This window comes from Ktedonobacteraceae bacterium (genome assembly GCA_035653615.1).
Classification (GTDB): Bacteria; Chloroflexota; Ktedonobacteria; order Ktedonobacterales; family Ktedonobacteraceae; genus DASRBN01.
Window position 1 is genome coordinate 75881 of record DASRBN010000005.1, and the last position, 25949, is coordinate 101829.

The following is a 25949-nucleotide window of genomic DNA, read 5'->3' on the forward strand; positions in this document are numbered from 1 at the left end:
CCCATTCGATTGGAAAAATTCATCAGGAGCTAGTCGTGTTCGCTCGCCTTTTCAATTGCCCTGTACCAGCACGAGTGCTAGAGTTATGAGCGCTCTTGCAATCACCCTGTTGCCCCGCCTCAATCTGACACCCTCGCCATAGGCGATGAGCCCGAAGTGCTCTGTTCCTTCGGCGCCAGGCGTGTTGGTCGCACTATCAACAGCGGCAATCTGGTAGTATGCAGGACACGCTCCGTTATGCTACCAAGCGTCCACCGCTGCAGGCCACTATATCCATGTGTGGCCATAGCGATCATATCGCACCTGCCAAACGTCCCCGCACCTTCCGCATCTTCACCATTTTCCGCCATGCGCACAATACCCCCGGCAATATCGTCATCAACAGTGACCGACCAGGTGATCGAGAGATGAAGATCATCTCCATAATTCGCGATCAGCCCTTTACGGATCTCTTGCACAGTAGCGCTCAGATTTTCTTTGGCCTTTTGCAAGATCATTGCGCGCTCGCTATAGCTCAACTGCTCTAGTGCCGGCATTACCACCACCTGCGTAAGATGGAGCGCGCCCCGCCCAGGAGCCGCCAGCCCTGCAATCAATTGCGCGGCTGGCGCGATTGCTGCCTCAGCGTGAGCAGAACCGTCCAGTGGAACCAGCGCTTTCAAAGAGCCGCTGCCATCCGGGTGCAAACCGGCCAGCGGCGGCTTCCCTTCGCGCAGGATGAGTACCGGAACCGGCGAAGCATGAGACACTTTCTCCGCGACACTTCCCATGATCCAGCGCGTCATGCCCGTGTAGCCATGGCTCGACAGAATGATCAGATCCATACCATATGATTCGGCAGCCGAGAGTATATTCACAGCGGGTTGGCCGAAAAACACCAGTGTTCTGGTTTGTATATTCGCCAGGCTTTCCTCTTTCGCCAGGCGATCCAGGTAGTTCTTTGCCTCTTCAAGCTGGCTATCGATGGCCTGCTGCGTCACGAGTGGTTCAAGCGCCGTATATGAGGCAAACTGGTTGGACATACTCACAACCCGCAACAAAAAGATTGTGCTCCCGGAAGCACGCGCGAGACGTGCAGCAACCGCGACCGCCTCTTCCGCGCGCCGCGACCCATCGAGAGGAACCAGTATATTCTGATACATAAACGAACTCCTTTCAGCATCGCCGGTGATCATTCATCACCAGTGTTTCTCTCCTGCGGTTGAGAAACCGAGGGCGGGTACCTTCTTCACCGGCTCGCCCTTATCCCTCTGCTCAGAGGATAGCGCGCTGAAATCACGGAGCAATCACATTCGGGGGATAGAATATCACAATGTGACATATCGATTTTGAGATTCTTCCCCTTCGTTCCTCAGGGCTTCGGCTTACTTCACTCAGCATGACGTAATAGCCTCCAAACCTTTTCCGGCTTCAGTGGCATGTCGATCTCCTTGATCCCCAGTGGCTCAAGCGCGTCCAGTACCGCATTCACTATCGCGGGCGGAGCGCCAATGCAGCCTGCTTCGCCCACACCCTTTGCCCCGGTTGGATTGAAAGGCGAAGGCGTCTCGACAAAATCCGTCAGGAACTCAGGTATCTGCGTGGCAATCGGCAGCGCGTAATCCATCAATGTGCCCGTGAGAAGCTGCCCGTCCTCGTCATACTGCACCTCCTCATAGAGCGCCTGCCCAATGCCCTGGGCGATGCTACCGTGTATCTGCGATTCGGCAAGGTAGTGATTGAGTACGCGCCCGCAATCGTCAACCGCTACATATTTAAGAATATGCACCTCGCCGGTTTCAGTTTCTATCTCCACCACCGCTACATGCGTGCCAGAAGCATAGGTCGCGCCCTGCGGACTGAAATCTCGCCATGCCGCCAGCCCCTCGATAGGAACGTCATTTGACGGATTGGCAGCCTCACGTTCAATCAAATCGGGCTGTTCCTCCACCAGCCGGGCAAGTTCTCCTAAGGCAATAGACCGCGCAGGCACCCCTCGTACCATCACACTGCCATTCTCCATCGCCAGGTCTGCCGGGGCCGCTTCCAATCTGCTTGCCGCCACTCGCATAGCCTTTTCGCGCACAGCCTCGGCTGCCAGCTGCACAGCAGAACCGGCGACCTGGGTGACACGGCTGCCAAATGTGCCAATGCTAAAACCCGGCAAGCTCGAATCGTTCATCTGCACTTCCACTTTTGAACCCGGTAGGCCAAATACACTTGCCGCGATCCGGGCAAAAGCCGTAAAATGTCCCTGGCCGTTATGTGCTACGCCGCTTTGAACCAGAATAGTTCCATCCCTGCGAATGCGTACCGTTGCTGCTTCGCGGAGCATGCCGGGCGGAGCCGCGTTATCGCCCGTCAGTTCAATAAAGCTGGATATCCCGATGCCGAGCAACCTGGGATCTCCTGACTTCCGCCTTCGCAATTGTTCTTTGCGCAAACTCGTGTACTCGGATAATTCTAAGGCCCTATCCAGTGCGGCAGCGTAATTGCCACTATCGTATCTGACACCCGTCACAGTCGTGTAAGGGAAAGCATCCACTGAAATAAAGTTGCGCCGTCGCAGTTCGGCAGCATCGATCTTCAGTTCGCGCGCGATGCGATCCATAGTCCGTTCCACAATATATGTCGCTTCGGGCCGTCCCGCGCCCCTGTAAGGAGCGGTCGGCACCTTGTTGGTGAGCACTCCCACCACCTCGCTCTCCACCGCCTGTATTCGATATGGGCCGCACAGAAAAGACGGAGTGCGATTAGGAACCATGGCAGTTGCCCCGGCTAGAAACGCGCCAAGATCGGCAATCGTGCGTACTCTTAAGCCAAGAACCCGCCCATCAGCTTTGACTGCCGCCTCGATATAGTTTACCTGGCCGCGCCCATGCGTCTGAGCCTGCAAATTCTCGCTACGCCCCTCAATCCATTTCACCGCCCTCCCCAATCTCACTGCCAGCGCTGCCGCCACGATTTCCTCCCCTAAAAGCGCGTTTTTAGCGCCAAAAGCACCGCCTACATCCGCATTTCGCACTCGAATATGGCGCCGGTCCAGGTGCAAAAAAGTAGCCAGCGTATCTCGCGCCCTGAAAATGGATTGACAAGACAGCCAGGCCGCAAGCTCGCCACTGGCCGGGTCAAAGTCAAACATGCAAGCTCGCGGCTCAATTGAGCTCGGCGCCAGCCGCTGGTTGACTACTCGCAGCCGCACAATCTGATCCGCCTGCTCGAAAGCGCTCGCGATATCGCCGCCCCTCATCTGCGAAGTGAAAGCAACATTTGAGCCTGTTTCCTCATACAGCAAAGGCGCATCCCCTTGCAGCGCTTGCTCCGCGTCCGTCACTGCCTCTAGAGGCTCATACTCAACCTCCACCAGGTCGCGCGCATCCATCGCGGCATACAGGCTTTCTGCCACCACAACAGCCACCGCATCGCCTGCGTAACGCGCTTTTCCTATAGCCATAGGACGCCGCTCCGGTTTCTTGAGGCCGGGCACAGGAATGGTATCGAGGACAGGCATGTCTTTTACCAGTTCCGCGCCCTCGAAGACACCAACTACCCCCGGCACAGCTCTGGCAGCATCAAGACGCATATTTTTGATCTCCGCGTGTCCATAGGGGCTACGAACTACCGCCATATAAAGCGCAGCAGGCCGACCCTCTGCCGGTCTCAAATCGTCAACGTACCGCCCGTGACCGGTTATCAGCGGATAATCCTCTTTGCGCCGTTCAAATCCCGTTGAAGAGCCTGTAGCATTCAATTGTTCTGCTTCCATATTTTTACCCTTGCATGCATTCCTAATGTATGGTAGAGTTGAGTTCATAATTGGTCGATTGCAACCGAAAGGAGCTGGCACAATGCTCTCAATGCCCGATTCGCACCAGCCTGTGCAGCATAGCAACACATCGACATCCGCGTGGACAAGGCGCCTGATCGTCCTGCTCACCATCCTCGCCGCTCTTGCCCTGGCCCTCGTCATACTCTGGGCCGCCAGCCATATTACCACATCGCTGCTCATCATCGCAGTAGCCGCCCTCATCGCCTATGCCATCACACCACTGGTAGCCCTTTTCAGACGCTTCATACCGCGCCCGCTTGCCATTCTTGCCTCCTATCTCATCGTTCTGATCATTCTCGGCTTAGTTTTCTACTTGATCATCACAACCATGATTGCCCAACTCTCTGCCCTGGCAAATAATGTCAGTATCTGGTTGACACCCACCAGTAATGGCGGAAATTCCCCCCTCGTCGGCATCTTGCTACGCTTAGGCCTGACCGCCAATCAGATTCAGTCCATCGCGCAGCAGCTCGGATCCCAGCTCACCAGTATTGCGGGCAGCGTTGCCGGTGGAATTTTGCCGGTCATTCAAGGGATCGCCAGCGGTATCCTCAACATCCTGCTTACCCTCGTCATCAGCATTTACCTGTTAGTAGATGGCAAGCGTATCAATGAATGGTTGCGTACCCGGACGCCATTATCACAGAGAGGGCGTGTTGAAACGCTTATTACCGTCTTCCAGCATGTTGTTGGCAATTATATCCGCGGCCAGTTTACCCTGTCCATCGTCATCGGAATAATCGTCGGCATAGGTATGGCTATTCTGGGGCTGCGTTCTTATGCCGTTCTCCTCGGCGTTCTCTCTTTCGTCACCGAATTTATTCCGGTACTCGGTACCATCATCTGCGGCACCGTCGCCGTCCTCCTGGCGCTCACACAGGGCTGGCTGACCGCCATCCTCGTCCTGGCCTATTTCGTACTCGTACACATCTTCGAGGGCTATATCCTGGCCCCGCGTCTCGTTGGCAAGGCGGTAGGATTGAACCCCGCCATCTCCTTACTGGCCCTCAGCATCGGCGCCGAACTCTTCGGACCGTGGGGCGCCATCTTCGCCTCCCCCATCGCCGGTCTGCTCCAGGCCCTCGCCGTTGCCCTCTGGATCAACTATCGCAGGACACACCGCGAAGAATTTCCAGTTGTGGAAGAGGAGACGCCGCAAGCCCCCGTTGGCATTGCCGTTGCCCCTACCATACCCGCTATCCAACCAGGCGACAACAACGGGGCGAAGGAGTAAAATAATATAAGGGCGACCCTTGCGGTCACCCTCCAGTTGCGGGTACCACTGACGAGTGCGCTCTACCAATCCGCATTCTACTGTGGTCGCCCTCCAGTTGCCCTGTTCTCATAGAAACTGAAAGGTCTTCAATGCCCGACAACAATGTGTATCCTCGTTTCTCTGCTGTCGAGTTTGCCCGTCGTTATGCAGCTCTTCGTGCCACAATGCAAAAAGCCGGCCTCTCCGCGCTCATCGTTTCCGGTACAGTGAGTTCCTACAACGAAATAGCCTATCTCTCCAACTTCCTGGTAACTCGCGAGGCTATGCTTGTCTTTCCGCTTGAAGGTGATCCTGCCCTTTTCGTGCAAATGTACAATCATGTCCCCACCGCTCGCCAGATGGCCTGCATAAGCGATGTACGCTGGGGCGGGCCGGATACATCAGTGACAGCCGCCGGAAACGTGCTGGAAAGAGGATTTGGCGAGAGCCGTATTGGACTGGTTGGAGCCATCTCCTACAAGCAATATGAAACACTCAGGCGCTTACTCCCAGGCGCAGCGCTCGTCGACTTTATGCCCCAGTTTATACAACTCCGTCTTATCAAGAGCGACGAAGAGATTGAATTTTTGCGCAAAGGCGCTCAATTCAGCGACCTGGCCATGCAAGCCCTCGAAAACGAAGCGCGTCCCGGAATTACAGAACATCAATTGACAGCCATCGTCGAAAAAGCCTATCTTGGACTGGGGGGTAGAACCCATATTCACTACATGGCAACCACCTCCATGCGCAACCCTGCAGTATGCGTGCCCGCTCAGCACCAATCAGATCGCGTTATCGAAAATGGCGATGTTCTCCTGACCGAAATCAGCGCCCATTATCATAGCTATCCTGGGCAGATACTCCGGCCTTTCGCCATTGGCACGCCTCCTACGCCGCAATACCGGCATATGTATGATGTTGCTTCAGAAGCATTTCATCGTATCGCAAGCGTCATTCGCCCAGGAGCTACTATTGATGACCTACTGGATGCAGCCGAATATATCCATTCCGCCGGATTCACCATCTACGATGACTTACTGCATGGTTTCGGCGGCGGTTACCTCCCGCCCGTTTTACGAACGAGGCGCACAAGCCCTCAACCTCCGGCGCCATTTATCTTTCAGGAAAACATGACTCTCGTAATCCAACCCAATGTCATCACAGCAGATGAGCGTATGGGCGTTCAAGTTGGCGAACTGGTGCTGATAACTCACGACGGGATCGAATCGCTACATCACTATCCGCTACGTTTCGTATTATGCGCTCAATAATAAATCGAAGATAGTTCTGTTCTTCGTTAATAATGCCGAAATAATGCCGATTTGGTTCTCCAGAATGCTGAAAAATCAGCTAGTTTGGTGTATACTTCATTATGAAGTATATCTCTTGCACATCATAAACAGTAGAGCTAAAGCCATAGGGAGAAAACATCAAATTGTGCTTTTGGTGTACCTGAAGTAAGGAAGACAGCATCCGTTATAGAGGGGTAACGTGATGCTTTTCGGGAATTGGATTATGCCATCCGCCAAAGGAGTAGAACATGGATTTCGGCAAATGGGTCCTTCAAATGGTCTTTGTATTGTTTGTCCTGATCGTTTTAGCCGCCGCCGGTGCGCTCACATTCCCTGGGATTTCTGGCCTTGGTGCGGTTGCCACGACTCCGCCGGCCAACCTTTTCTTCCTCTTGCTCTCGATTATCGTCTTGACTTTGATGGCTTTTGCTCTTGGTAGAGGCGTAAAGGGCATAAAAAGTACCTTCGAAGGCGTTCTACTCGCCTTTGCCAGCAGCATCATGCTCGGTGGAATCTTATCCCTCCTGGCCGTCTTTAAATTCCCCTATTCCATACAAATGAATCTGACCTGGTTGGGGCCAAACTGGTATGATCCATGGATCGCCGCTTTCCTGGTCGGCGCTCCGATCTTGCTGGTTTACGTTGTGTGAAGGCTGCATAGAGTATGGCCTCGAGCTAGTGACCAGTTGGCGTTAGCGGTGATAAGTTCACTGCTTTCCGTGCCTTCAATTTGTATGTATCGTTAATGAGCTGTATTACCGTCACCAGTTTAAAACCATGGTGCTGTAATGCCTCGATAATAACGGGTAGAGCTGCAACAGTCTCCGAGCGGTTCCCTCCGCCGTCATGCATCAGAATAATGCTGCCATTGCGAGCAGCCGCCAGCGCAGTATTAACGATGCTTGATACTCCCAGGCGCTTCCAATCATTGGTATCCGCGCTCCACATCACTTTCCCAGAACGTGGTACACTTGTGAATAGGATACCCATACAGGATAGCGGCTCACCTTACGAACCCTTGTGGTTGCCCTGAAGCGGGTTGCTGCCTTTAAATATGTATGGAGCGGCCACCAGCGCCGATAATGAAGTTTACTAATCAAAATCGGTAATCCGAGCAGCCTGGCCCTGTCATTCTTCGCTGTCCTGTCATTCTGAGCGCAGCGAAGAATCTGCATCGTGGCCATCGAGATTCTTCGCTGCGCTCAGAATGACAGGGCTAGAGAGTGCTTCCCGATTTTGCCTGTTAAAATTCATCAACGATGTGTACGATCAATCGGCCTCTACGGTCGCCTTGAAAGGAGCTACTATACAATGACCACCACCGGCAATATCATTGATCCCAGCATCTTTAAAGCCTACGATGTGCGCGGCGTTTATGGACAGGACCTCAATGAGGAGATCGTTTATCGCATCGGGCGGGCCGCCGCCATCTATTTGAATGTCCCGGAGATTGTAGTCAGCCGTGATATGCGTGTCTCATCTCCTCAACTGGCTGCTGCCCTCATCCGCGGCATCACCGATCAAGGCATCAACGTTGCCGATTGCGGCCTGACCACTACCGACGAACTGTATTTCATCGTCGGCAACTATAATTATCCGGCAGGCATCATGATTACGGCATCGCACAACCCCAAGCAATATAACGGCATGAAATTCTGCCGCGCCGGGGCCGCCCCCATTAGCCTCGATACCGGCCTCGCTGATATACGCGACCTGGCAATACAGGGCAACTTTCCTGAACCACAAAACAAGGGCCAGGTCACTCATCGCGATGCCACCGATGACTACATCCAGCACGCCCTTTCCTACATCGACATCAGCAAGATTCGACCGCTCAAAGTCGTCGTCGATGCCGGCAACGGCATGGCCGGCATGATTATGCCCCGCGTATTCCAGCACCTGTCGGCCCAACTCGTTCCTCTCTACTTTGAACTCGATGGCACGTTCCCGAACCATCCTCCCAGCCCGATTGAGCCGGAAAATCTTGAAGCCCTGCGCAAGAAAGTCATCGAGGTCGGAGCCGAATTTGGAGCCGCCTTCGATGGCGATGCCGACCGCATGTTCCCCGTCGATGAGCATGGCAACATCGTCGATGGCTCCATGGTCATGCTACTCGTCTCCGACAGCATCCTGCGCAAGCATCCCGGTTCCACCATCCTCTACAACCTCATCCTCTCGAAGAGCGTCCCAGCCTTGATTGAAAGAGAGGGTGGCAGGGCAGTTCGCACGCGCGTCGGGCACTCGTTTATCAAAGCCGAAATGCGTAAAGAGAATGCCATCTTCGGCGGTGAGCATTCCGGCCATTTCTACTTCCGCGACAACTGGTACGCAGACTCCGGCCTCATCGCCTTCCTGCTTATCCTCGAACTCCTCTCCGTCGAAAACAAGCCGCTCTCCCAGCTCATCCGCCCCCTGGATACCTGGGTTCGCAGTGGAGAGATCAACACCCACGTCAACGATGTTCAGGGCAAGCTCAAGGCCATCGAAGAGCATTTCGGCAAAGACGCCCAATCGCTCGATCACCTGGATGGCATCACCATCGACTATGGCGACTGGTGGTTCAATGTCCGCCCATCCAATACCGAACCCTTGCTACGTCTCAATCTCGAAGCAAACACACAATCCCTCATGGAGCAGAAACGTGACGAAGTCCTTGAATTCATCCGCAGTTAATAGATCACTCAGCAAAATCGGTAAGCACCGGTGACGCATGTCATAGTGACGCGCCTCGCGGCGAAGCCGCGTAGGGGCCGATTTATCGTACACACCGCCGATTTATCGGCCCCCCGGCGCCAATTCACAAAGCTAATATAGGAGACTCTCTTTTATGACTGCCACGAACGACAAACCCATTGTAGTCCTCAGCCTGGCTCGCCTCGGCGCAGGCTGGTTGGAACGTTTACAGCAAATCTCACCCAACCTGCGTATTGAAAAGCGCTCGCCCGGCGATTTGAATACCATCCCCACAGACCTGTGGCGAGAAACCCAGATTCTCTACACCTTCGGCTGGAATCTGCCTGCCCCTGACCAGGTTCCTAACCTGCGCTGGGTGCAACTCTACTCGGCAGGCGTAAACCAGGTCGTGAATCAGCCCCTTTTCAAAACTGATGTTATCTTCACCACTTCCAGCGGTATTCATGCCGTCAACATCGCCGAATACGTCTTTACCATGATCCTGGCCTGGTTCCATCGTCTCCCCAGCCTGCTTGAATGGCAGCAAACAGGAGTATGGCCGCCCGAGGCACAATCTCGCTCGGTCTTTCTCCCCCAGGAATTATGGGGCAAAACCATCGGCATCGTCGGCTACGGCAGCATCGGTCGCCAGGTCGCGCGCCTGGCCGCCGCCTTCGGCATGCGCATCCTCGCCATGCAGCGCGGCGCCGACCACCGCGATCATGGCTTTCAATTTCCCGGTGTTGGCGACCCCGACGGCTCGCTGCCCGCGCGCTATTACGTCCCGGATCAACTCCATGCCATGCTAGGTGAATGCGATATCGTCGTCATCTCCCTTCCATCAACCTCCAGCACACGCGGCCTGTTCAATCGAGCCGCTTTCCAGTCCATGAAAAACAGCGCTTTCCTCGTCAACATCGCTCGCGGTGACGTCTGCAATCAAGCCGATCTCATTCAAGCCCTGGAAGAGAAACAGATCGCAGGAGCCGCTCTCGACGTATTCGAACAGGAACCGCTCCCAAGCGATAGCCCCTTATGGCATCTTCCCAACGTCTTTCTCAGCCCCCACATCTCCGGCCTCACCCCCGAATATGACAACCGCGTCTCAATGATCTTCGCCGAAAATTTGTGCCGCTACCTCGCCGGCCAGCCCCTCTACAACCTCGTAGACAAAGAACAGGAGTATTAATGTCTTCCTCTATCCTGGACTGCTCGTACACAATGTAATAGAATCTGAAAAGAAGGAAAAACTAGCAACAAAAAGAAGGAGACAAACACATGCAAAATACTCAGAACAGGTGCAGCCAATTGCGCCGGCTCCATACAAACCTCATGCTAGAAATCAATACCATGAAACAAAACATCAGCATGGAAGAGTACGACGGCGTAGCCAACCCTATCGAGACTGTCAGCATTCTCAAAAGCCTGCAAAATACCCTCCAACTTGTAGAAAATGAACTCAAGAAGTGCCCTCCTGAGCCGTAGGGCCTGGAACTTTTCCGCTCGTAGAAACGTAGAATGGACGTGGGTTACTCCACAAACCGGTACTTTTACCGGTACATATACGTAGCTTTAACGTTCCAACCTTGCTCCTGAAACTGCTCTGCGCAACTCCCTTACCTGTCCATTTTCAGGAGCAAACTGTTTTTACAGCTTCCATCAGGAGAACACATATCATGACAACCAGACAAGCAACGAAAACCCAATCCAACGGCAAGGTCAAGCTATTCCCTGCGCCCGCACAATTGGCGACACCTACGGACCTGACATCCCAGGAGTCACAGGCAATCACCGAAGCGCTCAATCCTCTCATCGCCGACCTGTTTGCTCTCTATGTCAAAACCAAGAACTTCCACTGGCACCTGTCCGGCTCGCACTTCCGCGACTACCACCTGCTTTTTGACGAGCAGGCCGACCAGGTCTTCGATGCCGTTGATACCCTGGCAGAACGTGTGCGCCGTGTCGGTGGCACCACCATTCGCAGTATCAGCCATATCAGCCAGTTGCAGACAATTGAGGACGATAACAACGAGTTTGTCCCTCCTGGCGAAATGGCCAGGCGCTTGATGCAGGACAACGCCCACCTCGCTAAGAAGCAGCGGGAAGCGCATCAGGTATGCGAGCGCTGTCGCGATGTAGCCACAGCCAGTCAACTAGAAATCCTTATTGACGAGAGCGAACGCCGCAAGTGGTTCCTCTTCGAGATCGTGCAAGGATTGAACAATACCGACTGACATCGTGCTGTCCTGAGATAGCCCAGGTAACAGGTCGATGATGATGAATATTCACCATCAAGATCGGCAAGAAGAGCAGCCACATCCTGTCATTCTGAGCGCAGCGAAGAATCTCAAGTCAGGCGCCGGTCCTGTCATTCTGAGCGCAGCGAAGAATCTCAGTGTTCTTCGCCAGAGATTCTTCGCTGCGCTCAGAATGACAGGACCGGCAGACGCCACAAACAATGGCCCTATTCATTTGTTCAAACTCATTATTTAGCGGCAGGCTTCCCCAGGATTTGCCTGTGGTTAAAAGCGTACAGGTTGCGATCATCCGAACCCATATACACCACCCCATCAGCTACTCGTGGAGACGAAACAATCATTCCGCCCGTTGTATAGCTCCAGAGCCGCTCACCGCTCTCCGCATTAAGCGCATACAACGTATGATCCTGCGACCCAACATATACTACGCCATCTGCCAGTGCCGGCGACGAATCAATAATTCCTCCGCTCCTGAAGCTCCACCATTCCTCGCCCGAGTCGGTATCGAGCGCGTATAATCTATGATCGTGCGAGCCGAAATACACGATCCCATTAGCGACTGCCGGCGACGAATGAATCATATCGCCAGCTTCATACTTCCATACTTCCATGCCGCTAGCAGCATCCAGCGCATAAAAGTTGTGATCGCGCGAACCAAAGTAGACTCTGCCCTCCGCAATTGCCGGTGAAGATAGCACAGCACCTTCCGTTTCATAGCTCCATATCTCTTTGCCCGTCATCATATCCAGCGTGTATAGCTTATAATCATATGAGCCGAAGTAGACCTTTCCATTGTCTACCGCGGCCGAGGAGTAAATAGGCCCACCGGTCGTATAACTCCACAACCTCTCACCTGTATTCACATCAAACGCGTAAAAGGTATGATCGTGCGAACCAATCAGCACCATCCCTTGCGCAATTACAGGCGAAGCCGTAACGTTCCCGCCGGTTGCCGCGCTCCACAACCTGGCTCCCGTACTACCTGCCAGGGCATAGACCAGGTTATCATTCGAGCCGATATAGACCACTTCATCCACAACTGCCGGTGAAGAATAGATGCTACCTCCCGTCACGTAATTCCACTGCTCATCACCACTCATCGCATCTAATGCATAGACTCTATGGTCGTGCGAGCCAACGTAGACCAGCCCATTTGCCACCGCCGGCGACGACTGCACGCTTCCTGCCGTCGTATAGCTCCACAGCCTGTCGCTGGTAAATGCATAAAGCTTGCCATCGCGCGAACCCACATACACTACCCCGTTTGCGACGGCCGCCGCTGCCTCGATGGCATCTCCGGTAGCATAGCTCCACAGCCTTTCGCCTGTTATGGTAGAGAGCGCGTACAGGTTCGTATCCCAGGAGCCAACATAAAGCACCTCATCGGCAATGACAGGAGCAGCATCGATGGCACCCCCGGCCAGGAAATTCCACAGTGACTCGCCGCGAACCGCATCCAGCGCGTGCAACCTGCTGTCGTGCGACCCAATATAGACGACTCCATTGCTCACTACCGGCGAAGAAAGAATAATATCTCCCGTCTCATAGCTCCATAACTCCGCGCCCGTACCAGCATCCAGCGCGTAGATGCTATGATCTTGCGAGCCGAAGTACACAACCCCATTGGCTACCGCCGGTGAAGAACTGATCCTCCCACCCGTCGTAAAAGTCCATACCTTCGCGCCGGTAGAAGCATCCAGCGCGTACAGCGTCCCATCCCAGCACCCGAAGTAAACCATCCCATCAGCGATTGCAGGCGTAGACTGAATACCTCCCTCTGCCTCAAAACGCCAGCGCAGGTCGCCCGTGCTGGCATCCAGCGCGTACAGCGAATGATCGGTCGAACCTGCATACACCAACCCATCTGCGACAATCGGAGCAGCGTCGATAGCATCCTTCGTGGTGTAGCTCCACAATAGACCACCTGATCTGGCCTCAAGCGCCACCAGCGTGCCATCAAATGAGCCGGCATACACCACATCGTCAGCCACTGCCGGAGCAGTTTCGACAGTATTGCCCATCAAATACCTCCAGCCTAACTGCCTGCTGCCGGCATCCAGCGCGTACAAGTTATGGTCGCTTGAGCCGAAATAGATCGTTCCATTGGCCACAACCGGCGAGGAACTGATCGCCCCCCCTGTAGCATAAGTCCAGTCCAGCCGCAACTCCGGCACATTTTCAGGATAAATTACCCGGTTGCCAGCAGCGTTCTGCGTCATGTCGTCCTCCCTTCATTTTGCATCTAAAACCAATCATTATACGAGCAAAACGGCCAACAAAGTTTCTCTGCTACCTATATCGCTGATCCCTCTTGAAACCGTTCAAGCCCGAATGGCAGGATCACATCCGGCGTCTTTCCTGTCGTTATCAACTCAGCAATCGCCTTGCCCGTGATTGCGCTCAACTCGAAGCCACCCGCGCCATGCCCGGTCGCCAGGATAACATTCTCCCAGCCAGGCGCTTTACCAAGAATAGGATACGTATCCCGCGACATCGGACGCAAACCCGCCCACATGTTCACCAGCGCTGCTCCTTCAAGTTCGGGGATCAACCGGATAGCAGACGAAAGCAGCCAGTACAGACCACCGGCGGTATTCCTTTTATCAAACCCAACACTCTCAACCGTGGCACCAACATAGATCGTATTATCGACCTTGGGCACCAGGTACACGCCATTGCCAAAGATCGTATGGTTGAGCGGCGTAGCCGGCTGTCTCAGCGAAAGAATCTGGCCGCGCGCCGGAAAAACAGGAATGCTCAACCCCAACCATCGCCCAATATGCTCAGACCATGCTCCTGCCGCGATCACAACTTGTTTGCATTCAATCATCTCTCCAGTTGCTATTTCAATCCCCGTAACCCTCTCTGAATTCTGCTCCAGGCCGATTACTTCGGTATGCTCTAAAATTTGAACCCCATTCTTGCGCGCTGCCTCGGCATACGCCATCGTCATCAAACTCGGTCGAATACTCGCCGCGTGGGGAATGTACAGCGCGCGCTTGAACGCCGGATGCAGCAATGGCTCAAACCGGTGTAGCTCATCGCCTGTTATCCACGCGACATCGGGCGCATGCTTTTTCCACACCTCCGCATACTTCTCCGCTTCAGCCTCTTCATCTGCATCCTCTACCAGGTGCAGCGCACCTGTACGAAAATACTCGACCAGCACGCCACTCACAGCCTCGATCTCAACAATCACCTCCCCTGTAATTGACCAGCTTGCCAGAAACAGCTTTGCCCCCTCCTCAGGACCGGTAAGTACCCCTGCCGGAGCAAGTAATCCTGCCGCCGCGCTCGAAGCCTCAGCCGCGACCTCTTCTCGTTCTAGAACAGTGACCTGCACCCCAGCCTTACTCAACTGGTAAGCAATCGAACAGCCGCTCACTCCCCCGCCAATAATGGCAACATCTGTTGTTCTACTCATAATCATCTTTCATCTCCCTCCAACCTTATTGTAGCATGAAATCTGGCAATCGCTCCGCTCCGCCCCTGTCACATCCTTTCCCCAACAAACGTGATACACACAGGCAGGCTTTCATTGGACGTATTCCCTATATTATAAAGGGACTGTTTCTATAACATACACGTATTGAGGAGGAGGTAGGAAGTGTCAATAGCTGAACCCATGCCGCAGCAGCCCCCGACCCTGGGCGATGTGGAAAATTGTGATGCCAAAGACCCTATTGAAACGGCGAAAGCCGCAGGTTTGCGTTACGTCACCGATGCCATGCCCGGCATCCGCCGCAAGCGTGTCGGCAAGCACTTCAGCTACATAGGGCTCGATGGCAAACCCATTCGCGACCCCGCTGAACTACAGCGCATCAAGTCGCTTGGCATTCCACCCGCCTGGACCAACGTCTGGATCTGCCCAAAGCCTAACGGCCATATCCAGGCCACCGGCAGAGACGCCAAAGGACGCAAGCAATACCGCTATCATCCGCGCTGGCGCCAGGTACGCGACGAAACCAAATATGATCACATGATTTCGTTTGCCCAGATGCTGCCCAGGCTGCGCGCGCGGGTCGCCCATGACCTATCTCTCTCCGGTATGCCCCGCGACAAGCTACTTGCCACCATCGTCAGGTTGCTCGATACCACCCTTATTCGCGTCGGCAACGAAGAGTATGCCCGCGAGAACAATTCCTACGGCCTGACCACACTGCGCAATGAGCATGTCGAAGTCTCAGGCTCGAAGGTCGAATTCCATTTTCGTGGCAAGAGCGGCAAAGAGCACGTCATCGATATCCGCGACCGCCAGCTTGCCAGAATCGTCAAGCGCTCTAAAGACCTGCCTGGCCACGTACTTTTTGAATACATCAACGAAAATGGAGACCTGCGCACAGTTGAATCAAGCGACGTAAATGATTACTTGCAAGAGATATCCGGCCAGGACATCACCGCCAAAGATTTTCGCACCTGGGGCGGCACAGTTGCCGCGACCGAAGCCCTGCAATCCATAGGCGGTTTTGACACCCAGACTCAGGCCAAAAAAAACGTCGTCCAGGCCATAAAAGTAGCCGCCCAGGAGCTTGGTAATACTCCCGCCATCTGCCGCAAATGCTACGTCCATCCCGCCATCATCGACTCCTACATGAACGGCTCCCTGCTCAACTACATCAAACAATATCACGAACAACACAGTAGGGGCGGGAGTGGTGGTGGAGGCGGGGAGGAGGTGCTTGCACCGCCCTCCTCTGATGAACAGGAGAGTTTACGCCCAGAAGAATCTCTGGTACTGGCATTTTTACAACAAGAATCAGAGAAACAATAACGTAGCACCGCGCTCTGTAACCAATACCCGCAACCCCGTAGGGGCCGGTTTACCGTACACATCGCCGATTTATCGGCCCGTGCGGAATTGCCGGAATACGTTAGGAAAACCCCATGCTCGGCCCAACTAGATGAACAGATGATAATGACACAACAGCATAAAGCCAGGCGCCAATTGCGCCGCATCGCTCACGAAAAATTCGGGTACGAAAACCTCCGTCCGGGGCAGGAACCGGCAATTCAGGCCGTCATCGATGGACATGATACGCTTGCCGTCATGCCCACCGGCTCGGGCAAATCCATGATTTACCAGGCCGCCGGCTTGCTTATGCATGGGCCAACCATCATCGTCTCCCCCCTCATCGCCCTGCAACGCGACCAGGTCGAATCCATTGAAGAGCAGCAAGTGGGCAGCGCTGCCCTATTGAACTCCACTATCCACGCAGGTGAATGGCGTGAGGTAATAGAATCGTTCAACCACGGCAATCTCCAGTTTCTCTTCCTCGCCCCCGAACAGTTCAATAACGAGGAAACGCTTGCCCAACTGAAAGCCGCTCATCCCACGCTTTTCGTCGTCGATGAAGCCCACTGTATCAGTGAATGGGGCCACGATTTTCGCCCCGAATACCTGCGCCTGGGCAGCGTCATCGAAGAACTCGGTCATCCCAGAGTGCTTGCCCTCACCGCCACTGCCGCCCTGCCCGTCCGCACCGAGATACTGGAGCGCCTGAATATGCGCGACCCTCGCGTTGTCGTGCAGGGCTTTGACCGCCCCAACATCTGGCTCGGCGTCGAAATGTTCCACGATGAAACTCAGAAAATGCAAGCACTGGTCGAGAGAGTCGCCAGCGCTGAAAAACCTGGCATCGTCTACGTCGCCACACGCAAACATGCGGAAGAAGTCGCTCATGCTTTGCAAGCGCATAACGAAAAAGCCCTCTTTTATCACGCTGGCATGAAGACGAAGGAACGCCATGCCGTACAGCAGGCCTTCATGGATGGCGAAGTCGACGTAATCGTTGCCACCACCGCCTTTGGCATGGGCGTCAACAAAGAAAACGTCCGTTTCGTCTACCACTACGATATCAGCGATTCCGTTGACTCCTACTATCAAGAAATTGGGCGCGCCGGGCGCGATGGCATCGATGCCGGGGCCATCCTCTTTTACGACCCCAAAGACCTCGGCCTCCAGCAATTCCTCACCGGCAGCGGTAAAATCGACGCCGACCAGGTTGAGCTGGTAACCACCGTCATCCAGGAACATGGAGAACCGGTCAGTCCAGGCGAATTGCGCGAAGAACTGCATCTTTCAGAAACGAAATTGATGCAGATACTTACCAGCCTCGAAGAAATCGGCGTCGTCGAAATGCTCCCCAACGGCGATGTCGCTCCTGCCGACCATCCTCCAGACCTCAGCGAAGTGAAAGATTCCGCGATGCAGATGCAGCAATCCCGCCGCCAGTTCGACCAATCACGCATCGACATGATGCGCGGCTATGCCGAGACGACGGACTGCCGCCGCGGATACCTGCTCAACTACTTCGGCGAACCTTTTGAGGGACGCTGTGGCTTCTGCGATAACTGCGATGCAGGCATTTCCGAAGCAGAAAACACGGAGAATGAACCATTTCCGCTCAACAGCCGTGTCATACATAGAACCTGGGGCGAAGGTCTTGTGTTGCGATACGAGAATGGCAAAATGGTCATCCTCTTCGATGAAGTCGGCTACAAAACCCTCGCGGTCGATATTGTGATCGAAAAAGGTCTGCTTGAGCCTGTGCAGGAGGAATAACAACTATGGCAAAAAAACAGTACGATCTGTTGGTCATCGGCTCCGGCGCCGCGGGTAGCTCCGCCGTCACTTCTATAGACAAAAAAGGCCTGCGCATCGCGCTTGTCGAGCGAGGCAAACTCGGCGGCACCTGCCTCAACTATGGCTGCGACCCGACCAAAACGCTGCTCTACACCGCGAACCTGCTCTACGAAACACGTCATGCCTCTCAATATGGCCTCGACATCCCCGAATCCCAGGTCGATTGGCCCGCCGTTCAGCAACGCGTGCAAGACATTATCATTCGCCTGCGCGGGGGAACGCCCGAAGAGGCACGCGCCAGATTTGCTCAACAGGGCATTGACACCCTCGAAGGCGAGGCCAAATTTCTCTCACCTCACGAAATAAGCGTATCAGGTTACGATGATACCTTTTCCGCCGAGCGCATCATCATCGCTACCGGCAGTGAAACGCTGATCCCACCGATTGAAGGCCTCGATGAAGCCGGCTATATCACCAACGTCCAGGCGGTATCACTGCCCTCTCTGCCGCGTCGCATGGCAATCGCGGGGGGCGGCGCCATCGGCATCGAATTTGCCCAGATGTTCCGCCGCTTCGGCGTCGAAGTCACCGTCCTGGAACGCAGTCCCGACATCCTCGATACCGAAGATCGCGAACTGGCCGGTAAGCTCTGCGAATTGCTCACGAAAGAAGGCATCCATCTGAAAACTGGTGCCGAACTCAAACGAGTTCAGAAGAAAGGTGCTTGCAAGCTCCTCACCGTTCAATGCGGCGAGCAAGATCAGGAAGAACTTGAGGTCGACGAACTGCTAATCGCGGTCGGCCGTCGTGCCTCCTTCACTTCACTCAACCTTGAAGCTGCCGGCGTGCAAACCTCCAAAAAAGGCATCATCGTCGATGAACACTTACGTACCTCTGTGCCTCATATCTGGGCCGCGGGCGATGTCGCCAGCCCCTATCAATTCACCCATGTCGCCTCCGAACAGGGCAAACTGGCAGCTCATAACGCCTTCAGCAGCAATCCCTATGCATTTGATGATCGCGTCATACCCTGGGGCATCTTCACCTACCCATCCCTTGCTCATGTCGGAAAAACCGAACAGCAACTTCAACAGGAACATGTAGAATATCGCTCGACCTGTGTCCCTTTCAGCGAAAATGAACGCGCCCTCATCGACGGAAAAACCGACGGCCTGATAAAGCTGCTCGTAGACAGCAGGGGAAATATCCTCGGCGGCCATATCCTCGGCACCAGGGCCGGCGATCTGCTGGCCCCCATCGTCCTGGCCATGCACGCCTCATTACCTGTCCAGGCCCTTGCCTCCACCATTCTTCCCTACCCCACCATCTCCGAAATTGTGCGCCTGGCTGCAGGGAAGCTCTAGCGCCCAGAATCCACGAAGGAGGGTCAATAATGCCATCTCATGTGAAGCAATCACACAACCAGAAGAGATGGAGATTCAACAAGCGCATCCAGGCTGTCTTTCACCCCTTGAATCCCCTGAAGAATTTTATCATCAAGTTCAACAATGACTGGTCGATGAATCTCGCCGGCCTGCTGGCTTACAATCTGCTTATGGCCATGATACCTATCGCGGTAGCCATTATCGCTATCACCGGCCAGATCCTCAGATTGCCGGGTGTGCAAGCATCCATCACAAAAGCAGTCTCCGGTGTGTTCCCAGGCATAATCTCTAAGGAAAACGCTCTGACCATTGCTTTACATGAGGTCGCTAACGAAACAGGAATTCTGCTCGTGATTGCCCTGGTCGTCGCCTTTTTCTTAGGTTCTCGCCTCTTTGTCGTACTCGATGAGTGCTTTGCCATCATCTACGGCGTGCAAAATCGCTCATTTATTCCCCAGAATCTCATGGCCATAGGCATGCTGCTGCTATTTATTGTTCTCATCCCCCTGATGGTTTTTACCTCGATCGCATCCAGGTTTATATTCACCCTCATCAACAATCAATTTCTCTATGCAGGCGCTGTCGGTAATGCTATCGTCACCATCGGTGGGTACGTGACCAGTTTCATCGTCTCCTTTATTCTCTTTGAAGCCATCTATTTGATCGTGCCAAATCAGCACATCAGCTTTCGCTATAGCTGGCAAGGAGCTTTGCTGGCCGCCTTCGGAGTAGAAATCTACTTCTTGCTCTTTCCATTCTATGCCACGCATTTCCTCGTCGGCATCAGCGGACCGGTAGGTTTTGCCATCATTCTGCTGCTCTTTTTCTACTTTTTTGCTGTGATTCTTTTGCTCGGCGCAGAGATCAATGCCATGATCCAGGGAGTACGGCCAATCCCCGATTATCTCCCCACCTTCATCAGCAAGATGGTGGGCAGGATCAATAGCGAGGCTCCCGGACAGAGAGCAGCATCCTCCGATTCACCCGATTCTTAGCTTTACGGCTTTTTCAATCGTACTTCCATACCAATCTCCTGAGCCGCGATTTCGCATCCACTGGAGGCGCTCTCAGCGGCCAGGCGCTCAAACTGCTCCCTGGTATAGGCGCGCTGCCGCGGCATTCCTGGTGGGGCGATTTTAGGATCGCCCCTACTTTTATTGCCCATGTACCTGTTTTATTCTGTCCAGCATTGCTTACAGCGACAGCATTCTCTGCAATGCTACCCTCGCCCAGTGCGCCGTCTCCTCGTCCACGCTCACCTGGTTAATCACCTTGCCCTCAACCAGTCCCTCAAGCACCCAGGCAAGATAGGCCGGGTGTATGCGGTACATCGTAGAACACGGACACACAACCGGGTCAAGACAGAAAATCAGCTGCTCCGGGTGCTCTTTCGCCAGTCGATGCACCAGGTTGATCTCGGTTCCCACCGCCCACTGACTGCCCGCCGGAGCCTGCTCGATCTGCTGGATGATATACTCGGTCGAACCGTACAGATCAGCCGCTTCTACCACCTCGCGGCGGCACTCGGGATGTACCAGCACCTTGATGCCAGGATATTCAGCACGTGCCTTCGCGACCTGCTGCACATTGAAACGCATATGCGTCGTACAATAGCCCTTCCACAGGATGATCCTGGCCCGCTCGATCTCCTCCTCAGCATCTATCGAGGCCAGCGGGTCTTTTGGATTCCACACCGCCATCTGCTCCTCCGGAATGCCATACTTCAGCGCCGTATTGCGTCCAAGATGCTCATCCGGGAAGAATAGTACGCGCTTGCCCTGAGTAAATGCCCACTTTATCACCGCAGGAGCATTCGACGAGGTGCAGACAATACCCCCGTTGCGCCCGCAAAATGCCTTCAGATTGGCAGCCGAGTTCATATACGTGACCGGAATAATCCCCGCATCCTCCCCCAATATTTCTTCAAGCATCGCCCAGCACTCTTCGACCTCGGCAATATTCGCCATATCGGCCATCGAGCAACCGGCGGCAGGGTTAGGCAAAATCACCTTCTGGTGTGGCGCGCTGAGGATATCCGCGCTCTCGGCCATGAAATGCACCCCGCAGAACACGATATAATCCGCCTGCGGGCGAGCTGCCGCCAGCTGCGCCAGCTTGAACGAATCGCCGCGATAATCGGCGTATTTGATGATCTCATCGCGCTGGTAGTGATGCCCCAGGATCACAAGCCGCTCTCCCAATGTAGCTTTTGCAGCCGCGATGCGCTGATCCAGCTCCTCCCCTGACATCTCCGCGTACTTCAACGGCACATGATCAATGCGCACTCCATGGCTATGCTCCCCCCGCGTGCGAGGAGACAAAAGCGGCAGAATGCGCTCTTCCTTGCTTTCCGCACAAACTGCTTGAATTGCCATAGAAAATCTCCTTTGTTAGCGTCTGGCAACCATAAACGCTTCGTATGTAACAAGGGCGATCCTTGTGATTGCCCTGCTCGATTGCTTATTCTACAAACTCCAGCGAAACATCAAAATTCGGAGCCGAATGCGTCAGCGCGCCCAGCGAGATGAAATCCACACCCGTTGCTGCCACCGCTGCCAGGCGCGCGGGATTCGTGCCAATATTTCCCGAGGCCTCGATCAATACTCCCGGGTTCATACGGCGTACCAGCCTGACCGCTTCACTCATCACCTCAATACTCATATTATCCAGCAGCACCACATCTGCCCCCGCTTCCAGCGCCTCCCGCACCTCCGCCAGCGTCTCGCACTCTACCTCGATCTTCAGCAGGTGAGGAGCCGCCTTGCGCGCTGCCGTAACAGCCTCGGCGATTCCTCCCGCTGCCTTGATATGGTTGTCTTTAATCAGCACGCCATCGTTCAGACCAGAGCGATGATTCTGACCTCCACCCAGGCGCACAGCCTCCTTCTCCAGAGCGCGCAGCCCAGGCGTCGTCTTACGAGTGTCCAGAATACGTACCCCGGTGCCCTCAATCGCATCTACGCATTGCGCGGTCAGGCTAGCAATGCCGGAAAGATGCCCCAGGAAGTTCATCGCCACACGCTCGGCGCTCAAAATTGAACGCGCCGGGCCGCTCAATCGCGCCAGAACCTGCCCGGCATGCACAGGCGCTCCATCCTTTACCATCTGCTCGACCGCGATCCGCGCGTCAAGTTCTTGGAAAGTCGCAATAGCCACTTCGAGTCCGGCAATAACGCCGTCCTGGCGGGCCAGGATATGCGCCTGCGCCTGTCGTCCCTCTGGAACCGTACTCAAAGTCGTAATATCGAATTCCGCTCCATCTTCGGCCAGCGCCTGCCGAATACTATCAATAGGTGGTTTAGGCATGGTACGCCATCTCCTTTGTAGAGGTGCCGGGAGTCCCATCTCCCGGCACCCGGCGACCCTGAATATTGCCGCTCAGCAATGTTTCGTCGCCCTCCTCTTGTGCCGCCTGGAACACATAGTGATGTCCTGCCAGTTCCTCATCCATAGCCGGAAAATCGTCGCGCCAGTGGCTCCCTCGACTCTCGCGTCGTTGCAAAGCTGCCTCAACCACCAGCCCGGCCACGATAAGCATATTCCTCGTCTCAAGCCAACGGGGAAGCGCCTGTTCTTCTTCCGGCCTCTCGGCCATACTCCTGCGTAGCGCATCAATCGCCCGTTTCGCCTCCATCAACCCAGCCTCGTCGCGACGCAGCGAAACATGCTTCCACATGATCTTCTTCAACTCGCTCCGTGTGTCTGTCACTGTAGGGATGGTGCAGTGTGATATGCGAACCCTTGTGGCCGCTCGTTGCTGTTCCATCTCATCAAGCGCAAGCGTAATTGTGGTTGCCTGCCTTCGGAATTGCATTTCTCCTGCCAGCGCTTCATGCTTCTCTACCAACCCATCGGCCAATCGCAGCCCAAAGACCAGTCCCTCAAGCAACGAATTACTCGCCAGCCGGTTCGCGCCATGCACGCCCGTGCAGGAAACCTCTCCCACCGCATACAGGCCATCAACCGTCGTGCGGCCATAGCTATCAACCATCACTCCGCCCATGCAGTAATGGGCCGCTGGAGCAACAGGCAACAGGTCTGTGGCAAGATCGAGTCCATAGCCGCGACAGATGGCAGAAATGGTGGGGAAACGCTCGTGCATGCGTTGCGCAGGCAGGTGGCGCAGGTCAAGGTACTGGCAATCGGTTCCCTCGGATAGCATCTCGCTCAGTATCGAGCGGGCAACCACATCGCGAGGCGCAAGCTCCGCCAATGGAGAATAGCGAAGCATGAATCGCTCGCCCGCGTGATTGCGCAGGTAAGCTCCTTCGCCGCGTACCGCCTCTGATATCAGATGCGAACCACCACCGGCTACCAGCACCGTCGGATGGAACTGCATAAACTCCAGGTCGGTCACAGCAGCACCCGCCCTCCATGCCAGCGCCAGCCCATCCGCCGTCGCACCAGCCGGATTCGAGGTATGCTGCCATAAGCTTCCCGCGCCCCCGCTCGCCAGGACTATCGCGTCCGACTTCACGCTGAATACGTTTCCCTCGCGGTCGATTGCCTCCAGCCCGGTACATACTCCCTCTTCAACGATCAGACGGTTTACAAAAGTTTCTTCATATAGCACAATCGAGGAACGCTTGAGTAGCTCCTTCATCAACGCGCGTTCAATTTCTGCGCCTGTAGCATCTCCGCCCGCGTGCAAAACGCGCCAGCGGCTATGCGCCGCCTCTCGCCCCAGCAACAATCCATCATCCGTGGTATGTTCATCGCCGGAGTGCGCTCGATCAAACCGCACACCCATCGCGATCAGCCACCGCACCGCTGCCGGAGCCTCTTCTACCAGGATGCGCACCGCCTGCTCATCACAAAGCCCGGCGCCTGCCGCAATTGTATCCTGGAAATGCAATTCGGGGCTATCATCGTCTCCCAATGCCACTGCCAGCCCGCCCTGTGCATAGCGTGTATTGCTCTCCCCAAGTTGCCCCTTGGTGAAAAGCGCAACCCGCATCTGCTCCGGCAGGCGCAAAGCGACCGAGAGTCCTGCAATGCCACCTCCGATTATCGCCACATCGTATGATTGGCTATCCGCGATCATTTCTTTCTCCTTCAATAAGTGTATTTAGTACACTTACATAAGTGTAAAAAAAACACTTTGTCCGCGGACAAAAGAAAAAAGTGTTTTCTGTACACTAACTGATTAATGCCAAGTATACCAGGGAATTTTCCAAAATTCAAGGGGAAAAGAACGATAGAACGATCCTTCTTCTTGACAATCATGTAATCTGAGAGATACCTTTAAACTGTTGTATTTCTTCTCTTCCGCCTCTGGAAGAGCCATTCTCAAGGGGGAGTAAACATTTGAAACACATTACTAGCAGCCAGCCACAAGGCCACTTTGTAAGAGTATCATTTGCTCTGGCTATCGCCCTCAGCCTCATCTCTGTCTTTGCCGGTACTGGCCCCGTGTCGGCATCCAGCAGCCCGCCGAAACACAAATCGTTCTCGATCAACTATCATGGACACCCGGCCAGACTCTATGAACCGAATTCGACAACCCCGCCTACCGATGCCCAGTGCCGCCAGCAATACGGTATACCTTGCTACAGTCCGCAGGAAATGCGCACGGCATACGACCTGAATCCCATCCTGAACGCGGGCTATGATGGGACCGGCCAGACCATTATCATCATCGACTCCTTCGGTAGCCCCACCATAAAGAGTGATTTGAAGACCTTTGATGCCGGCTATGGCCTGCCAGACCCTCCCTCATTCAAAATACTTCATCCGGTTGGCTCAGTACCTTTCAATCCCAATGATGGCACGATGGTCTCCTGGGCCGTTGAGACTTCGCTCGATGTCGAATGGGCCCATGCCATGGCTCCTGGCGCCAACATTGTACTCATGACCAGCCCCGTAGCGGAGACGCAGGGTGTAATGGGTATGCCCAAATTCTTGCACCTGGAAAAATATGCCCTCGATCATCACCTGGGCAATATTATCTCGCAAAGCTGGGCTACGACTGAAAACACCCTCTTCGCGAATAAGGCCGGTAAAATAGTGCTGAAGGACTTCGAGGCCTTCTACCAGCAGGCCGCGCAGGACAACGTCACCGTTTTTGCCTCCTCCGGCGATACCGGTGTGGCTAATCCCGATGTCAACGGGCAGATTTACCCTTTCCCTACCGTCAATTTTCCCGCGTCATCTCCCTATGTCACAGCCGTCGGCGGCACCAGCCTCTATGCCGACACACAGGGCAACTACCAGTCCGAAAATGGCTGGAGCGGCTCCGGCGGGGGCATCAGCCAGTACTTCGCCGAACCTGACTACGAGGTGAACTACCTGCCCCCATCCATCCAAAGCCAGTTGAACAACCATCGCGGCCTGCCCGACATCTCCTACAACGCCGACCCCAGCACCTCCATTTTGTATTACGCCAGTTTCATACCGGGTCAGTCCGGCTACTACTTCGTCGGTGGCACCAGCGAAGGCTCACCCCAGTGGGCCGGCATCATTGCCGATGCCAACGACTTTGCCGGATATCCCCTCGGCTTCTTGAATCCGAAGTTATATGCCCTGGGAGCCGGTTCGCAGTACAATACTCTCTACCACGACATTCTGGTAGGTAATAATAGTAACGATGGCATTCAGGGCTACAACTGTGGCCCCGGTTGGGACTTTGTTACCGGCTGGGGAACCCTCGATGCCGCGCAGCTTATTCATGCCCTCGTCGGAAAATAGTCTGTTCG

The 25949-nt window shown here is 54.7% G+C and carries 21 protein-coding genes; 12 read left to right on the forward strand and 9 right to left on the reverse strand.

The window, feature by feature from the left end; all coding sequences use genetic code 11:
* Window positions 1–119: 119 nt before the first annotated feature.
* Complete coding sequence (locus tag VFA09_03610; GenBank protein ID HZU66340.1) at window positions 120–1142, reverse strand: universal stress protein; 1023 nt, start codon at window positions 1140–1142, stop codon at window positions 120–122.
* Window positions 1143–1369: 227 nt separating this feature from the next.
* Window positions 1370–3745: a xanthine dehydrogenase family protein molybdopterin-binding subunit gene (locus VFA09_03615; protein HZU66341.1), complete on the reverse strand. Its 2376-nt coding sequence runs from the start codon at window positions 3743–3745 to the stop codon at window positions 1370–1372.
* A gap of 82 nt (window positions 3746–3827) precedes the next feature.
* Between VFA09_03615 and VFA09_03620 the strand changes: the two genes are divergently transcribed.
* From VFA09_03620 to VFA09_03630, 3 genes are all read left to right on the forward strand, one after another.
* Window positions 3828–5042, forward strand: coding sequence for an AI-2E family transporter (locus VFA09_03620; protein ID HZU66342.1), 1215 nt, complete (start codon window positions 3828–3830; stop codon window positions 5040–5042).
* Window positions 5043–5173: 131 nt separating this feature from the next.
* Window positions 5174–6334 (forward strand): Xaa-Pro peptidase family protein, encoded by a 1161-nt coding sequence (locus VFA09_03625; protein HZU66343.1) that lies wholly within the window; start codon window positions 5174–5176, stop codon window positions 6332–6334.
* Between the two features lie 269 nt (window positions 6335–6603).
* A complete protein-coding gene (locus tag VFA09_03630) occupies window positions 6604–7005 on the forward strand; it encodes a hypothetical protein (GenBank protein HZU66344.1) in 402 nt (133 codons plus the stop codon).
* Window positions 7006–7030: 25 nt separating this feature from the next.
* Here the strand turns inward: VFA09_03630 and VFA09_03635 are convergent, their stop codons facing one another.
* A complete protein-coding gene (locus VFA09_03635; protein HZU66345.1) occupies window positions 7031–7345 on the reverse strand; it encodes a hypothetical protein in 315 nt (104 codons plus the stop codon).
* 321 nt (window positions 7346–7666) lie between these two features.
* Here VFA09_03635 and manB point away from each other — a divergent pair, with 321 nt between their 5' ends.
* From manB to VFA09_03655, 4 genes are all read left to right on the forward strand, one after another.
* Window positions 7667–9028, forward strand: coding sequence for a phosphomannomutase/phosphoglucomutase (gene manB, locus VFA09_03640; protein HZU66346.1), 1362 nt, complete (start codon window positions 7667–7669; stop codon window positions 9026–9028).
* Window positions 9029–9182: 154 nt separating this feature from the next.
* The gene (locus VFA09_03645) at window positions 9183–10217 is read left to right on the forward strand and encodes a D-2-hydroxyacid dehydrogenase (protein ID HZU66347.1); all 1035 of its coding nucleotides are present in this window, start codon (window positions 9183–9185) and stop codon (window positions 10215–10217) included.
* 89 nt (window positions 10218–10306) lie between these two features.
* The gene (locus tag VFA09_03650) at window positions 10307–10513 is read left to right on the forward strand and encodes a hypothetical protein (GenBank protein ID HZU66348.1); all 207 of its coding nucleotides are present in this window, start codon (window positions 10307–10309) and stop codon (window positions 10511–10513) included.
* Between the two features lie 191 nt (window positions 10514–10704).
* Window positions 10705–11262 carry a DNA starvation/stationary phase protection protein gene (locus VFA09_03655; GenBank protein ID HZU66349.1) on the forward strand — a complete coding sequence of 186 codons (558 nt, stop codon included), beginning with the start codon at window positions 10705–10707 and terminating at the stop codon, window positions 11260–11262.
* Window positions 11263–11513: 251 nt separating this feature from the next.
* Here VFA09_03655 and VFA09_03660 read toward each other — a convergent pair whose 3' ends face one another.
* Entirely contained in the window at window positions 11514–13505 is a 1992-nt protein-coding gene (locus VFA09_03660) for a PQQ-binding-like beta-propeller repeat protein (protein HZU66350.1), read from the reverse strand.
* A 74-nt stretch (window positions 13506–13579) separates the two neighbouring features.
* Window positions 13580–14710, reverse strand: coding sequence for a glycine oxidase ThiO (gene thiO, locus VFA09_03665; GenBank protein ID HZU66351.1), 1131 nt, complete (start codon window positions 14708–14710; stop codon window positions 13580–13582).
* A 183-nt stretch (window positions 14711–14893) separates the two neighbouring features.
* Here thiO and VFA09_03670 point away from each other — a divergent pair, with 183 nt between their 5' ends.
* The 4 genes from VFA09_03670 to VFA09_03685 all read left to right on the forward strand — a co-directional run bounded on the left by VFA09_03670 (window position 14894) and on the right by VFA09_03685 (window position 20249).
* Window positions 14894–16057, forward strand: coding sequence for a DNA topoisomerase IB (locus VFA09_03670; GenBank protein HZU66352.1), 1164 nt, complete (start codon window positions 14894–14896; stop codon window positions 16055–16057).
* A gap of 144 nt (window positions 16058–16201) precedes the next feature.
* A complete protein-coding gene (locus VFA09_03675; protein ID HZU66353.1) occupies window positions 16202–17848 on the forward strand; it encodes an ATP-dependent DNA helicase RecQ in 1647 nt (548 codons plus the stop codon).
* A 5-nt stretch (window positions 17849–17853) separates the two neighbouring features.
* Window positions 17854–19233, forward strand: coding sequence for a dihydrolipoyl dehydrogenase (lpdA, locus tag VFA09_03680; GenBank protein HZU66354.1), 1380 nt, complete (start codon window positions 17854–17856; stop codon window positions 19231–19233).
* Window positions 19234–19262: 29 nt separating this feature from the next.
* Window positions 19263–20249, forward strand: coding sequence for a YihY/virulence factor BrkB family protein (locus VFA09_03685; GenBank protein HZU66355.1), 987 nt, complete (start codon window positions 19263–19265; stop codon window positions 20247–20249).
* A gap of 2 nt (window positions 20250–20251) precedes the next feature.
* On the opposite strand, the gene VFA09_03690 is transcribed toward VFA09_03685, so the two are convergent.
* The 4 genes from VFA09_03690 to nadB all read right to left on the reverse strand — a co-directional run bounded on the left by VFA09_03690 (window position 20252) and on the right by nadB (window position 24298).
* A complete protein-coding gene (locus VFA09_03690; GenBank protein ID HZU66356.1) occupies window positions 20252–20419 on the reverse strand; it encodes a hypothetical protein in 168 nt (55 codons plus the stop codon).
* Between the two features lie 28 nt (window positions 20420–20447).
* Complete coding sequence (gene nadA / locus VFA09_03695) at window positions 20448–21629, reverse strand: quinolinate synthase NadA (protein HZU66357.1); 1182 nt, start codon at window positions 21627–21629, stop codon at window positions 20448–20450.
* A gap of 85 nt (window positions 21630–21714) precedes the next feature.
* On the reverse strand, window positions 21715–22560 hold the full coding sequence (gene nadC, locus VFA09_03700; protein HZU66358.1) for a carboxylating nicotinate-nucleotide diphosphorylase: 846 nt from the start codon (window positions 22558–22560) through the stop codon (window positions 21715–21717).
* Window positions 22553–24298 (reverse strand): L-aspartate oxidase, encoded by a 1746-nt coding sequence (gene nadB, locus VFA09_03705; GenBank protein ID HZU66359.1) that lies wholly within the window; start codon window positions 24296–24298, stop codon window positions 22553–22555. The genes nadC and nadB overlap by 8 nt, the downstream gene beginning before the upstream one ends.
* 263 nt (window positions 24299–24561) lie before the next feature.
* On the opposite strand from nadB, the gene VFA09_03710 reads away from it, so the two are divergent.
* Window positions 24562–25941 carry a S53 family peptidase gene (locus VFA09_03710; protein HZU66360.1) on the forward strand — a complete coding sequence of 460 codons (1380 nt, stop codon included), beginning with the start codon at window positions 24562–24564 and terminating at the stop codon, window positions 25939–25941.
* Window positions 25942–25949: the final 8 nt, after the last annotated feature.

Coding starts and splice junctions, on each gene's coding strand:
- VFA09_03610 (HZU66340.1), bottom strand. CDS start 1,142: ATGTATCAGAATATACTGGTTCCTCTCGATGGGTCGCGGCGCGCGGAA.
- VFA09_03615 (HZU66341.1), bottom strand. CDS start 3,745: ATGGAAGCAGAACAATTGAATGCTACAGGCTCTTCAACGGGATTTGAA.
- VFA09_03620 (HZU66342.1), top strand. CDS start 3,828: ATGCTCTCAATGCCCGATTCGCACCAGCCTGTGCAGCATAGCAACACA.
- VFA09_03625 (HZU66343.1), top strand. CDS start 5,174: ATGCCCGACAACAATGTGTATCCTCGTTTCTCTGCTGTCGAGTTTGCC.
- VFA09_03630 (HZU66344.1), top strand. CDS start 6,604: ATGGATTTCGGCAAATGGGTCCTTCAAATGGTCTTTGTATTGTTTGTC.
- VFA09_03635 (HZU66345.1), bottom strand. CDS start 7,345: ATGGGTATCCTATTCACAAGTGTACCACGTTCTGGGAAAGTGATGTGG.
- manB (HZU66346.1), top strand. CDS start 7,667: ATGACCACCACCGGCAATATCATTGATCCCAGCATCTTTAAAGCCTAC.
- VFA09_03645 (HZU66347.1), top strand. CDS start 9,183: ATGACTGCCACGAACGACAAACCCATTGTAGTCCTCAGCCTGGCTCGC.
- VFA09_03650 (HZU66348.1), top strand. CDS start 10,307: ATGCAAAATACTCAGAACAGGTGCAGCCAATTGCGCCGGCTCCATACA.
- VFA09_03655 (HZU66349.1), top strand. CDS start 10,705: ATGACAACCAGACAAGCAACGAAAACCCAATCCAACGGCAAGGTCAAG.
- VFA09_03660 (HZU66350.1), bottom strand. CDS start 13,505: ATGACGCAGAACGCTGCTGGCAACCGGGTAATTTATCCTGAAAATGTG.
- thiO (HZU66351.1), bottom strand. CDS start 14,710: ATGAGTAGAACAACAGATGTTGCCATTATTGGCGGGGGAGTGAGCGGC.
- VFA09_03675 (HZU66353.1), top strand. CDS start 16,202: ATGACACAACAGCATAAAGCCAGGCGCCAATTGCGCCGCATCGCTCAC.
- lpdA (HZU66354.1), top strand. CDS start 17,854: ATGGCAAAAAAACAGTACGATCTGTTGGTCATCGGCTCCGGCGCCGCG.
- VFA09_03685 (HZU66355.1), top strand. CDS start 19,263: ATGCCATCTCATGTGAAGCAATCACACAACCAGAAGAGATGGAGATTC.
- VFA09_03690 (HZU66356.1), bottom strand. CDS start 20,419: ATGGGCAATAAAAGTAGGGGCGATCCTAAAATCGCCCCACCAGGAATG.
- nadA (HZU66357.1), bottom strand. CDS start 21,629: ATGGCAATTCAAGCAGTTTGTGCGGAAAGCAAGGAAGAGCGCATTCTG.
- nadC (HZU66358.1), bottom strand. CDS start 22,560: ATGCCTAAACCACCTATTGATAGTATTCGGCAGGCGCTGGCCGAAGAT.
- nadB (HZU66359.1), bottom strand. CDS start 24,298: ATGATCGCGGATAGCCAATCATACGATGTGGCGATAATCGGAGGTGGC.